Genomic DNA, 12763 nt, shown 5'->3' with positions numbered 1-12763 from the left:
ATGAGCAATATCTTAATTATCAACGGTGCGAAGAAATTCGCGCACTCTAATGGCCAACTGAATGACACCCTGACCGAGGTCGCGGAAAGTTTTCTGCGCGACGCCGGGCATGATGTTAAAGCCGTACGTACCGATGGCGATTACGACATCAAAGCAGAAGTGGAAAACTTCCTGTGGGCTGACACCGTTATCTGGCAAATGCCAGGCTGGTGGATGGGTGCGCCGTGGACAGTAAAAAAGTATATGGACGACGTGTTCACCGAAGGGCACGGTTCGCTGTACGCCAGCGACGGCCGCACGCGTTCTGACGCTTCGAAAAAATACGGTTCCGGCGGTTTGATTCAGGGCAAAACCTATATGCTGTCGCTGACCTGGAACGCACCGATGGATGCGTTTACGGATGAAGAACAGTTCTTCCACGGCGTGGGCGTAGACGGTGTTTATCTGCCGTTCCACAAAGCAAACCAGTTCCTGGGTATGGACGCGTTGCCAACCTTTATCGTTAACGACGTGATTAAAATGCCGGACGTGCCGCGCTATATCGCAGAATATCGCAAGCATCTGAGTGAGATTTTTGCTTAACTGTGAAGCTGGATTTATAGGGAGTAGGTTAATCATGTTGACAGTAATTGCAGAAATCCGTACCCGTCCAGGACAGCATCACCGCCAGGCGGTGCTTGATGAATTCACGAAAATTGTGCCGGTAGTACTGCAGGAAGAGGGTTGCCACGGCTACGCGCCGCTGGTCGATCATGCGGCTAACGTAAGTTTTCAGGCCACCGCGCCGGACTCCATCATGATGGTGGAACTGTGGGAAAGCGTGGCGCACCTTGAAGCGCACCTGCAGACGCCGCATATGAAAGCGTGGAGCGAAGCGGTAAAAGGCGACGTGCTCGAGACGCATATCCGCATCCTGGAAGCGGGTCTCTAAGCGTTTGTCCCTCTCCGTTTAAAGAGAGGGACACTGCTCTTTACCAGTAGAGTTTCCAGCTCTGCGAAAAGCGCATCAGCGCCTCCACATAGAAGTAATCTCCCCAGCTACAACATTCATCAACGCCCTTATTGCTCGCCAGGTGATACACGGAATGTTTCAGCAACCCGTTGGTGGCGTCGTTTTTACCTGCCAGATAATGCTTATTCAGCGATGACATAATGCGCATTGCCCATTGCTGGTAGCGGTCTCTGTCCGGATCGGTAACGGGCAGATGTTTAACCAGTTCCAGTAGCCCGCATACGGCAATCGCCGCTGATGACGAATCGCGCAGCGCATCAGTACCGACCAGCGCCAGATCCCAGTGGCACACGGCATCTTCCGGCAAGCGGTTGAGAAAGTAGTTCGCCAGCCGTTTCGACAGCGCCACCATCTCTTTATCGCCGGTGTAGATAAAGCTCAGCAGAAAGCCGTAAATCCCCCACGCCTGCCCGCGCGACCAGCAGGAATCATCCGCGTAACCCTGCTGCGTATTGCCGTAACGCGGCGCACCTGTGTTGATATCCATATAGTACGTGTGAAACGTGGAGGCATCTTCACGAATCAGGTAGTTCGCCGCTTGCCGCACATGCGCTTGCGCCGCATCGGCAAAACGCTGATCCCCGGTCTGCTCTGTTGCCCAGTAGAGCAACGGCAGGTTCATATTGCAGTCGATGATCATCCGCCCGGCTTGTTCGGGATCGCGAAGATCGCCCCACGCCTGGATGATCTGTGCTTTGGGATGGAAGCGCTCCAGCAGCGCTTCCGCCGCCAGCAGGGCGAAACCACGCGCATCGCGATTGCCGGTCAGCCGCCAGCTTGCCACGCACGAAAGCGTATATAAGAAGCCGAGATCGTGGGTGTTGGTGTCACTGCGCCCGGCAATACGCAGGCCGAACGAGCGCACATGACGCTGTGCCAGCGCGCGGAAGTGCTCATCGCCGCTCATCTCCCACGCCAGCCAAAGCTGCCCGGTCCAGAAACTGGTGGTCCACTCAACATTGTCGGTTAACGGGTAATAACCCTGCACACAGGTTTCGGCAGGAAAGTGTTCTCCGAATTCCGTTAAATGACGGCGAATCAGTTCAAGGGTATGGCTACGCGCAGAATCAAGTTCATCTTTAAATACCTGCGCATCCACAGGTGCGCCAGGATAATCGCGTAACGTTTCCTCAACGATTTTACTTAACATATTTCGGTTCCTTCTTGGTACAAAATTTAAAATAGCCGTTAACGCGCTAGTTATTTCTCGCGATATCCAGTGCGCCATGCTGACGCCATTTACTTTGGCAGGCCGATAACGTAAACAAGGAAATTAATGTGAAAGTCAGTGCCACGCAGCCCATAATAATATAAGTATGTTCAAAGCCGATACGGTCATACAAAATACCGGCAGGCGAAGAAACCACGACGTTGCCAACATATAACATTGCCTGGTAGCCTAATAAATACATGGTGGCATTAACGCGTTTATCGAAATGCTCAGCGATATATTTAAATACCGATACCAACAGCAGACAAATCTCAAGGCCGTATAACGGTTTTAATACTGAAATAAGCAAATGAGACTCGCACAGTCCGGAAATAATCAACCGCGCACCTACCACCAACCCGACAATCAGTAACCCGCGTTTCGCGCCGATGAAATTCACAAATAACGGGATCACCATATACATGACGAATTCCATGCCGGATTGCACCGTACCCAGGTAACCAAACACTGCGTTGCCCTGATGGACGTCATCAAAGAAGGTGACGAAATAGCGGGAGAACTGCTGCTCGGCGATAAACATCATCCACGCCACACCGGCAACATACAGACAGAATGCCCAGAATTTGCGGTTACGCAGCAAAGCGTAGACATCCGCCGGGGCGATTTTTTCCTTGGTCAGCACCTCGCTGGCATTTGCGGCGTTAACGTTGACTTTCAGGCTCAGCAGTACCGCCAGCATGATAAGCGACGCGACCGATCCCATAATAAAGTTATACGCTGGTGAGAGGTTAAACAGCAGGCCGGAGAACGAGGATGCCACCGCCCAACCGAGCGAGCCCCACATCCTGATTTGGCCAAACTCCATGCCGTTTAAGCGGCTGTAGCGGTCAGTGTAGGATTCGCAGGCGGCAACACCCGCATACCACGCGAAACTTAAATAGATGGCTCCGACTATAATGCCCAGCAAAGTATTTGAGAGTAATAACGGTTGGTAAACGTAGATAAAAAAGGGTGCCATTAATGCCGACATTAGCACTACAAAATAGAGCAAGTATTTGCTCATACCTATTTTATCCAGAATATAACCGTAGATCGGTTTTAAAATAACAGAAAAAATCCCGTTAATAGCAAACACCGTACCAATAACCGTGCCGCTAAGATTGGCTTTTTGCCCTAACCAAATAGCCAGCAAGCCGATACTTGCCGACCAGGTAAAGAAATAGAGAAAGATAAAGGTACTGATTTTGTAATATTCGGATTTATTATTTATCGCGATCTTTTCCATACTATCCTCGACGAAAGCATGTAGGGTTCAGAGTTCAGTACCCGGCCGCAGCCGGGAATTAAAAGGCAATAACGATATTATTTTTCTGCCCCGGTTTGTTAATCACCAGCGCGTGTTCTTCGATATGCAATTGCGGTAAGACAAAATCAAAAGCCTGCTCCGTAATCGCGGCCTGAACGGCACAGGCCAGCCACTGCCTGCCTGGTGCAATGTCCCCACGCAACACCGGAATCGATGCGCAAGGCGAAAACATAATGCTGCTGTTGGGCGGCGTAACCACGCTGTCGGTTTCGCGTGGCGCGGCGTGCAGTAATTCAAAGATGCCGCTGACGCCATTTTCCGCGCGCACCAGGCTGCCGCCCTGCTCGTTACGGTGTGGCGCTTTCAGCACCGCGAACCCGCCCTCTACGCTTTGCAAATGGCGTGCGGAATCAACGCGATGCACGCGCAAATGCCAGTCACCACAAGGAATAAGCCAGCTTGCAATATGTACGTCTGACCACGGCGACCAGCGCGAGAAAATCGCCTCCCCGGTGATCACTACCTCGTCGCACTCCCGGCGGCCACGAAAGTAATTATCTCCTTCACTGAGCAGCAACATAGAATCGCAGGCGGCATGTTTAATTCCGTAGCGCCCGCGTTCAATGGTGAAACCAAAGCGGCTGGAGTAGGCAAACTTGGTGTATTTCGCCTCGGTATTGACGTAATTGTTCAGCTCCAGTTGCCCTGCGGTGAGCATCCAGACATGCCGCGAGCGATCGCTGTGGACAATAATCTGCCCGGCAGGGTCAATCGTGCGCGGCGTGTTGAGCTCGGGGAGCGGCAGTTCTGGTGCTTGCCAGAAATTGTTTGATTGCGGCAGCGCCAGAATCAGGAAAACTTTCAGCGCCCAGTATGGCGAGCCAGGCGAATTGTAGTCTTCACACATCGCAAGGTTCGGGTAGGCGAAACCGAGCGTTAAAATGCCGTCGCGATCGAAAATCGGCTGCTGTAACCACCAACGCAAATGGCGCAGGATAACCCCTTTCACCACGCCTGGAGACAACACCTCCAGCCCGGAAAAAGCAACCGCACTCCAGAAGGCCACCATCGCGAAACGGTACGTCAGGCTGCGGCCAAAAGGCACGGATTCGCCTTGCGCCGCCGACATATAGATAAAATCGTCGGCAAAAAGCATTGCCCGCTCGCGCAGAGTGGCCGCGCGCGATGCATCGTCTTTCCCATTCAGCGTGGCGTAAATTAGCCCGTAAAAATGGAACGCCATCGAGATGTAGTAATCTTTTGGCCGACCCGGGCCATCGGAATACCAACCATCGCCAAGATAATAGGCGTCCATCATGCTAAAGCGCCGTTCGATGGTTGCGGCATCCCAGGGTAATCCGGCACGTTTAAAACCGAGCTGCACCATAATGGCGAAAAAATTCCAGTTGCTGTCGGGCATCTGCGCGTCAGTGATCTGGTTCAGCCACTGGTGCAAGTTTTGTACATCACGTTCGCTCAGCATTGCGGTGAGTTTATCGCCCAGCAGCGCCAACCCAAGACCGTACGCCGCCATTTCCACCAGCCGCTGATCGTAGGGTTCCGTTGCGCCCCAATAGCCTGCGCTTTGCGGATCGACGCCACGCTTGATGGCCGCCAGATATTTGTGGCTGAAAGGCTCTGCGTCGCCGCCTGCCATTAACGGAAACAGCCCCCACAACGCGCGGGACAACCCTTCCATTTCGGCAATCGCATCGCTGTAATGCGCGCTGGTGGCTCCCAGCGAGAAATGCGACGCCCCTTCAGGAAACTGTTTGTCCAGCGCCGCCAGCATCTGTTTCAACGCGCCGACCACATCGTCGCGGGATGACAATGGATTTGATGTTTTCACTTCCGCCGCCTGCATAGCATTCTCTCCCTCATGGTGTGGCTGAAGGATAGTTAATGAGCAACCGCCGGAAATGTTAGCTTTGTCACATCGGCACGCTTTATCTGAACCCGCTATTGAGAAAATTTAAAACTGTGGTTTATAAATGTATCTTGCGGGGTAAAAATTGAGATGGGTTGCACTATGGCAATGCCATTGCAGAACGAACGTCTTGAGCTGATCACATTAAACGATACGGTGGTGTCGTTTAGCCGACTTTTCGCCAACACCGTGCGCTACCACCACTGGCATCAGTGTCTGGAGGTGCTGTACGTGGAGGAGGGTTTTGGCGTGGTGATGGTCGATAACCGCCAGTACACCATGCGGCCAGGCCGGCTCTTTTTCTTTCCGCCTTTCACCATCCATAAAGTGATGGTGGATGAGCAAGCGCAGGCCCTCTATCGTCGCACCATCATTCACGTGGATCACCATGCTTTGCTGCAAAATCTGCGCGCGTTTCCGCACAATCACCACCGTTTACAGCGGCTCTCTCTTCGCGGCGGTGCGGCGGTGGTGATGGATGTTGCCGCCATTCATCCACATATCGACCATCTGTTTAGCTGTTACGCGAGGCTTGCCGAAAACCACAGTCTGAATGGAGAACAGGTCGCCTGTTTGTTGCTTAATCTGTTGAGTATGTTGCCAGAAGATAAGCAGAAATTGCCGGATGAACGCAGCGGTATTGCCACACCGGTGATGTTCTGGCTGGAGGAAAATTACCGGCATAAATTCAGCCTTGCGCGACTGGCGCAGGAGTTGGGTAAATCGCGTAGTTATGTCTCGCGCCGTTTCCATGTTGAGACAGGTGAACCCATTCATCAGTATCTGAACACCTTGCGCTTGCGCAAAGCATGCGATTTGTTACTGCATAGCGCGCTGGCCATTCATCATATTGCCCGCGAAGTGGGCTTCTCCGATGTCACCTACTTTATCAGCGCCTTTAAAAAAGGCATTGGCGAAACGCCGCTGCAATACCGGAAAAACCGGGCTGGCCGTCAGGTTACAAAGCGGGTTTAAGGAAGCGGTGAAGCAAATTAGCGAAATGTTACCGCAGCTGATTCAGCAAGAGTTGATGAAACTGCCACAGTTGAAAAGTGCGCTGTCAGATGGGTTGCGCCACGGCAGCCCGAACTGTGGTCGTGCGTTGGTGGATATCTATCGGTACGGGAAGCGCGACAACCCCAAACTGAACTGACGGTAAAAGCGGCTCCGTTGCGCATTTAGCTTACTTACCCGGCCCACGCATTTCGCTGACCGAGTAAGCAAGCCGGAGAGGATCAGGCTTCAATATCCGCCATATCGCCTTTTTCCTGCAGCCAGTTGCGGCGATCTTCTGAACGCTTCTTAGCCAGCAACATATCCATCATTGCGTTGGTCTGCTGCTCGTCTTCGTCGCTGATCACCAGTTGCACCAGACGGCGGGTATTTGGATCAAGCGTGGTTTCACGCAACTGCATCGGGTTCATTTCGCCCAGCCCTTTAAAGCGCTGCACGTTCGGTTTGCCCTTTTTGCGTTTCAGTTGCTCCAGCACGCCGGTTTTTTCTTCTTCCGTGAGCGCGTAATAAACCTCTTTGCCGAGATCGATACGGTACAGCGGCGGCAGCGCCACATGAACGTGGCCGTTTTTCACCAGCGCGCGGAAGTGCTTCACAAACAATGCACACAGTAATGTGGCGATGTGCAAGCCGTCGGAATCCGCATCCGCGAGGATACAAACCTTACCGTAGCGCAGTTGGCTCAGATCGTCGCTGTCTGGATCGATACCGATCGCCACCGAGATATCATGCACTTCCTGCGAGGCCAGCACTTCATCGGAAGAGACTTCCCAGGTATTCAGGATCTTGCCTTTTAGCGGCATGATCGCCTGGTATTCACGATCGCGCGCCTGTTTAGCGGAGCCGCCCGCCGAGTCACCTTCCACGAGGAACAGCTCGGTGCGGCTCAGATCCTGCGCGGTGCAATCCGCTAGCTTACCAGGCAGCGCCGGGCCGCTGGTCAGCTTTTTACGCACCACTTTCTTGGCGGCACGCAGACGGCGCTGGGCGCTGGAGATGGCCATCTCCGCTAGCAGTTCCGCCGTTTGAATATTTTGGTTCAGCCACAGGCTGAATGCGTCTTTTACCACGCCAGAAACAAATGCGGCGCACTGACGAGAAGATAAACGCTCTTTGGTCTGCCCGGCGAACTGCGGATCCTGCATCTTCACTGACAACACATAAGCGCAGCGATCCCAGATATCTTCCGCCGACAGCTTCACGCCGCGCGGCAAGATATTGCGGTATTCGCAGAATTCGCGCATCGCGTCCAGCAACCCCTGACGCAAACCGTTAACGTGGGTGCCGCCCTGCAGAGTTGGGATCAGGTTGACGTAGCTTTCAGTCAGCAGCTCGCCGCCTTCCGGCAGCCACAGCAGCGCCCAATCTACCGCTTCCGTTTCGGCAGAGAAATTACCGATAAACGGTTTCTCCGGCAGCGTCGGCAGGCCGTTCACCGCTTCGCACAGATAATCGTTCAGGCCATCCTGATAGCACCAGCGCTGCTCAGCATTGTTCACCTCATCTTTAAAGGTGATCTCAACGCCCGGGCAAAGAACGGCTTTGGCTTTCAGCAGATGCGTTAAACGAGAAACGGAAAAACGCGGGCTATCAAAGAAAGATTCATCCGGCCAGAAATGGACGCTGGTGCCGGTATTGCGTTTACCGCAGGTGCCGATCACTTGCAGATCCTGCACTTTTTCGCCGTTTTCAAACGCGATGCTATAGACCTGGCCGTCACGCTTGACGGTCACTTCTACGCGGCGAGACAGGGCGTTAACCACCGAGATCCCAACGCCGTGCAAGCCGCCAGAGAACTGGTAGTTTTTATTAGAGAATTTACCGCCCGCGTGCAGACGACAGAGGATCAGCTCAACGGCCGGAACGCCCTCTTCCGGGTGGATATCCACCGGCATACCGCGCCCGTCATCGATAACTTCCAGCGACTGATCGGCGTGCAGGATCACGTCCACGCGCCTGGCGTGGCCCGCCAGCGCTTCATCGACGCTGTTATCAATAACTTCCTGGCCCAGATGGTTAGGGCGCGTGGTATCGGTGTACATCCCCGGACGGCGGCGAACCGGCTCAAGCCCGGTGAGTACCTCTATGGCATCAGCGTTATAGGATTGCGTCATGGTTTGTTCGTAGATAGTGACCGCATCGTTTCCCTGTTGGCTCAATGCAGCCCAAGGAAATCGATAATCTGTGTGAAATGATTCTCAAAGCCCACAAAGGCATGGTTTCCGCCCTCTTCGACTGTCTGGCGGCAGGCATCGTAGTATGCCACCGCCTGGCGGTAATCCAGCACTTCGTCCCCGGTTTGTTGTAGCAGCCAGATTAAATCCGGCGCTTCGAGCGGGTCAACTTGCATCACTTTGAGCTCGTAAATATGGCGAGACTCTAGCACATATTGCTGCCCTGTGTAGGGGTTCTCGTTATTGCCGAGATAATCTGCCAGCAATTCAAATGGGCGTACCGCAGGATTCACCACCACCGCTGGCAACATGAAACATTGCGAAAGCCACGTCGCGTAATAGCCACCAAGCGAAGAACCGACGATACCGAGCTGTTTTCCGCCCTGCGCCAGCACCAGTGATTCCAGCAATTCTGCCGCCGCGGCGGGGTAAGGCGGCAGTTGCGGCACAATCACGTTGATCTCCGGGTGATGGTGCGCCAGCCATTGCGAAAGCTGCGTCGCCTTGGCGGAACGCGGCGAGCTGTTAAACCCGTGCAGATAAAGGAGAGTGGACATCAGTATCCTTCTGAAGCGGTATCCGGTCTGAACTGGGTGCTTTCCAGACGGCAAACTTCTGTATGCAACGTTCCGTCCGGGTAGAGATCCAGCCAGCGCCAGCCGGGCGCGATGGTATCAAGCGTAAAGTTGGCGCAGTGCGGTTTAAACTGCACGCAGGTCGATGGCGTCGCCAGCAGACGGCGACCGTTCCAGTCGAGATCCAGCTCCTGATGAATATGCCCACATAACAGATACCGCACCTGCGGAAAACGTTGTAGCACGTTATCCAGCTCACCAGCGTTACGCAGGCTGTGTTGATCGAGCCAACCGCAACCGGAAGGGAGCGGATGATGATGGAGCAGTAATAAGGTGTGGCGCTGCGGGCTGTCGGTGAGTTTCTTCTCCAGCCAGTCGAGCTGGAACTCGCTCAATTCACCGTGCGGTACGCCAAACACCTGACTGTCGAGCAGCAGAATTTGCCAGTGATCGCCGATAAAAACGCGTTTCGCCGGCGAGATCCCTGCCTCCTGCAGCGCGCTGTACATGGCGGGCTGGAAATCGTGGTTTCCCGGCAGCCAAACGCAAGGCGCGTCAAAGCTTGCGATACCATCAGCAAAAAGCTGATAAGCCGCAGCGGTATGGTCCTGTGCCAGGTCGCCGGTGGCGACAATAAGATCGCATTCACGCTGCTGAGAGCGGATAGCCTCCAGTACCGCCTGATAGCTTTCCCAGGTATTCACCCCTAACAACGTTTCATGCTTTTCGGCAAACAGGTGAGAATCAGTTATTTGTAATACCCTCACTCTGGGCTCACCCGCCAGAGAGAGGTTTAACAGGCTTTCCAAATGGTGTCCTTAGGTTTCACGACGCTAACAAACCGGAATCGCCATTGCTCCATGTGCTAAACAGTAACGCAGCCAATCGGCCAGAAACTGGTTAATTTGATGCTTTTCGTCGCGTTGATGCAACTTTTTATTCGGATAATCATAACGCGCTTTGAAACGAAAGATCTGCTGACTCGAACACACTTCAGCCACCATCGCATCGTGATAAAGCCGCACCGTCATTGACGGCAAGCTCCAGTAACTAATCGATGGCGCGGTCTGCTCAATTTCCACAAGCGTAGTGTAGCGGGTGGATTCGACTATCGTTAACCGGTACTGCGCGTTGGTCACCTGATAGCTCACCGTTTCGCCCGCTGCGTCATTACGCGGCAGCAAGCGGCGCAACTGGGCGAAATTGGTTTCGCACAGGCGCATCATTTCTGGGAAGTCAGGTGTATAACGCTTCATTTTTTCCACTCGTTTCGTAAGCTCTCATGATGCAGTTGCAGCCATTGCAGGGCAATGACAGACGCTGCGTTGTCGATTTTCCCCTCTTCTACCCACTGGTAAGCCTGTTCCCGGCTCACCACATGAACACGAATATCTTCGTTTTCATCCACCAGACCATGAATACCTGAGGCCTGCGTGGCGTCCACTTCGCCCACCAATACGGCGGAACGCTCGCTGGTGCCGCCAGGGCTTGCCAAATAGCTCAACATTCTTTTCACACGACCAACGTGCAGACCGGCCTCTTCGATGGCTTCGCGACGCGCAACGTCTTCATCGCTTTCGCCCTCTTCAATCATGCCGGCCACCATTTCGAGCAACCATGGGGTTTCGCTGGTATCAAACGCCGCAATGCGGATCTGTTCGATCAGCACAACTTCGTCGCGTACTGGGTCAAAGGGTAGCAAGACTGCGGCATGACCGCGTTCAAAAATTTCACGGCGTACTTCACCGCTCATTTCGCCATTGAATAAACGGTGGCGAAAGCGGTATAGATCGAGCGAAAAAAAACCGCTATAGAGTCTTTCCCGTGCAATAATTTCTACATCGTTTTTTGTGAAAGTCACTGCGGATGTTACTGGCTTACTCATGGGCGGCGTCTCTTTTGAGATAATGACAAAGCAGTAGATTTCAAGCCTGTATAGCTATCGTTTCAAGTGCTATGTGATAGATTGATGCATATTTACGCCGATGGCACGTTACGCCAAGCTTAAGCGGTGCCACTATCTGGTAGAATCGGCGATTATTTTTTCTAATTTAGACCAGCGCTAATACTGCTTCACAACAAGGAATGCAAATGAAGAAATTGCTCCCCCTCCTTATCGGCCTGAGCCTGACCGGCTTCAGCGCCATGAGCCAGGCAGAAAACCTGTTACAGGTTTATCAGCAGGCGCGTTTGAGCAACCCGGATCTCCGTAAATCCGCTGCTGACCGCGATGCTGCTTTTGAAAAGATTAACGAAGCGCGTAGCCCGTTACTGCCTCAGCTTGGTTTGGGTGCAGATTATGACTATTCCAATGGCTACCGTGACAGCAAAGGCGTCAATTCGAATGTCACCAGCGCGTCCTTGCAGTTAACGCAAACCATTTTTGATATGTCAAAATGGCGCGCCTTGACGCTGCAGGAAAAAACGGCAGGCATTCAGGACGTCACCTGGCAGACCGATCAGCAAACGTTGATTTTGAATACGGCGACTGCCTATTTCAACGTGCTGAGCGCCATTGATACGCTTTCCTACACCGAAGCACAGAAACAGTCGATCTACCGCCAGTTGGATCAAACGACCCAGCGCTTTAACGTTGGCCTGGTTGCCATCACTGATGTGCAAAACGCCCGCTCGCAGTACGACACCGTACTGGCGAACGAAGTGACCGCGCGCAACAACCTCGACAACATGGTGGAAGCGCTGCGTCAGGTCACCGGTAATTACTACCCGCAACTGGCTTCGCTGAACGTCGACAATTTCAAGACCGACAAACCGCAAGCCGTTAATGCGCTGCTGAAGGAAGCGGAAAACCGTAACCTGACCCTGCTGCAGGCACGACTGAGCCAGGATCTGGCGCGCGAGCAAATTCGCCAGGCGCAAGATGGCCATTTACCAACGCTGAATTTAACCGCCTCGACAGGTGTCTCTAACACCTCTTACAGCGGTTCAAAAAGTGCGCAAAACCCGGATGTTGACGCGGGCCAGAATAAAGTCGGCCTGAGCTTCTCTCTGCCGCTGTATCAGGGTGGCCAGGTGAGCTCGCAGGTGAAACAGGCGCAGTACAACTTTGTTGGCGCGAGCGAGCAACTGGAAAGCGCGCACCGCAACGTGGTGCAGACCGTGCGCTCCTCGTTTAACAACGTGAACGCCTCCATCAGCAGCATCAACGCCTACAAACAGGCGGTGGTTTCTGCCCAGAGTTCTCTGGATGCGATGGAAGCCGGTTACTCTGTGGGTACGCGTACCATCGTTGATGTGCTGGACGCGACCACCACGCTGTATAACGCCAAGCAGCAGCTCTCCAGTGCGCGTTACAATTACCTGATCAACCAGTTGAACATCAAATCCGCGCTGGGTTCTTTGAACGAGCAGGATCTGCTGGCGCTGAACAGCACGCTGGGTAAACCGGTCGATACCGCGCCGGAAAACGTCGCACCAGAAGATGCGCAGCAGGCGGCAAGCGTTGATAACTTCAACGGCAACGCACAACCTGCCACAGCACGTACTAGCGTTAAGCGTTAAGCGTTAAGCGTTAAGCGTTAAGCGTTAAGCGTTAAGCGTTAAGCGTTAAGCGTTAAGCGTTA

At 53.5% G+C, this 12763-nt stretch carries 13 protein-coding genes; 5 read left to right on the top strand and 8 right to left on the bottom strand.

All coding sequences use genetic code 11. The features are described from left to right. Both ACFX4O_RS15460 and ACFX4O_RS15455 read left to right on the top strand, forming a co-directional pair. Positions 1-582, top strand: a complete 582-nt coding sequence (locus ACFX4O_RS15460) for an NAD(P)H-dependent oxidoreductase (RefSeq protein WP_131407582.1) — start codon at positions 1-3, stop codon at positions 580-582. Positions 583-616: 34 nt separating this feature from the next. Next, a complete protein-coding gene (locus ACFX4O_RS15455) occupies positions 617-931 on the top strand; it encodes a putative quinol monooxygenase (protein ID WP_380211560.1) in 315 nt (104 codons plus the stop codon). 40 nt (positions 932-971) lie between these two features. On the opposite strand, the gene ACFX4O_RS15450 is transcribed toward ACFX4O_RS15455, so the two are convergent. The 3 genes from ACFX4O_RS15450 to ACFX4O_RS15440 are packed head-to-tail and all read right to left on the bottom strand — an operon-like array spanning position 972 to position 5353. Then, positions 972-2162: a glycoside hydrolase family 88 protein gene (locus tag ACFX4O_RS15450; protein WP_380211558.1), complete on the bottom strand. Its 1191-nt coding sequence runs from the start codon at positions 2160-2162 to the stop codon at positions 972-974. A 46-nt stretch (positions 2163-2208) separates the two neighbouring features. Next, positions 2209-3468 carry an oligosaccharide MFS transporter gene (locus ACFX4O_RS15445; RefSeq protein ID WP_131407588.1) on the bottom strand — a complete coding sequence of 420 codons (1260 nt, stop codon included), beginning with the start codon at positions 3466-3468 and terminating at the stop codon, positions 2209-2211. A gap of 58 nt (positions 3469-3526) precedes the next feature. After that, positions 3527-5353 carry a DUF2264 domain-containing protein gene (locus ACFX4O_RS15440; RefSeq protein WP_380211555.1) on the bottom strand — a complete coding sequence of 609 codons (1827 nt, stop codon included), beginning with the start codon at positions 5351-5353 and terminating at the stop codon, positions 3527-3529. 165 nt (positions 5354-5518) lie between these two features. Here ACFX4O_RS15440 and ACFX4O_RS15435 point away from each other — a divergent pair, with 165 nt between their 5' ends. Beyond that, on the top strand, positions 5519-6391 hold the full coding sequence (locus ACFX4O_RS15435; RefSeq protein WP_131407592.1) for an AraC family transcriptional regulator: 873 nt from the start codon (positions 5519-5521) through the stop codon (positions 6389-6391). 7 nt (positions 6392-6398) lie between these two features. Then, positions 6399-6569: a hypothetical protein gene (locus ACFX4O_RS15430; protein ID WP_380211553.1), complete on the top strand. Its 171-nt coding sequence runs from the start codon at positions 6399-6401 to the stop codon at positions 6567-6569. A gap of 82 nt (positions 6570-6651) precedes the next feature. Here ACFX4O_RS15430 and parE read toward each other — a convergent pair whose 3' ends face one another. The 5 genes from parE to nudF are packed head-to-tail and all read right to left on the bottom strand — an operon-like array spanning position 6652 to position 11064. Then, positions 6652-8544 (bottom strand): DNA topoisomerase IV subunit B, encoded by a 1893-nt coding sequence (parE, locus tag ACFX4O_RS15425; RefSeq protein WP_131407905.1) that lies wholly within the window; start codon positions 8542-8544, stop codon positions 6652-6654. A 41-nt stretch (positions 8545-8585) separates the two neighbouring features. After that, positions 8586-9161, bottom strand: a complete 576-nt coding sequence (yqiA, locus tag ACFX4O_RS15420) for an esterase YqiA (RefSeq protein ID WP_380211551.1) — start codon at positions 9159-9161, stop codon at positions 8586-8588. Further along, entirely contained in the window at positions 9161-9988 is an 828-nt protein-coding gene (gene cpdA, locus ACFX4O_RS15415; protein ID WP_131407596.1) for a 3',5'-cyclic-AMP phosphodiesterase, read from the bottom strand. The genes yqiA and cpdA overlap by 1 nt, the downstream gene beginning before the upstream one ends. A 24-nt stretch (positions 9989-10012) precedes the next feature. Then, the gene (locus tag ACFX4O_RS15410) at positions 10013-10435 is read right to left on the bottom strand and encodes a DUF1249 family protein (protein ID WP_020455285.1); all 423 of its coding nucleotides are present in this window, start codon (positions 10433-10435) and stop codon (positions 10013-10015) included. After that, positions 10432-11064 (bottom strand): ADP-ribose diphosphatase, encoded by a 633-nt coding sequence (gene nudF, locus ACFX4O_RS15405; protein ID WP_131407598.1) that lies wholly within the window; start codon positions 11062-11064, stop codon positions 10432-10434. The genes ACFX4O_RS15410 and nudF overlap by 4 nt, the downstream gene beginning before the upstream one ends. 206 nt (positions 11065-11270) lie before the next feature. Between nudF and tolC the strand changes: the two genes are divergently transcribed. Beyond that, complete coding sequence (gene tolC, locus ACFX4O_RS15400) at positions 11271-12701, top strand: outer membrane channel protein TolC (RefSeq protein ID WP_380211548.1); 1431 nt, start codon at positions 11271-11273, stop codon at positions 12699-12701. Positions 12702-12763 lie beyond the last annotated feature (62 nt).

Origin of the sequence: Kosakonia sp. YIM B13571 (assembly GCF_042788095.1) — a bacterium.
In the GTDB taxonomy this organism is placed as follows: Bacteria; Pseudomonadota; Gammaproteobacteria; order Enterobacterales; family Enterobacteriaceae; genus Kosakonia; species Kosakonia quasisacchari.
The sequence above is the reverse complement of the archived record's forward strand: the minus strand, read 5'-3'. Positions and strand labels throughout refer to the sequence as shown.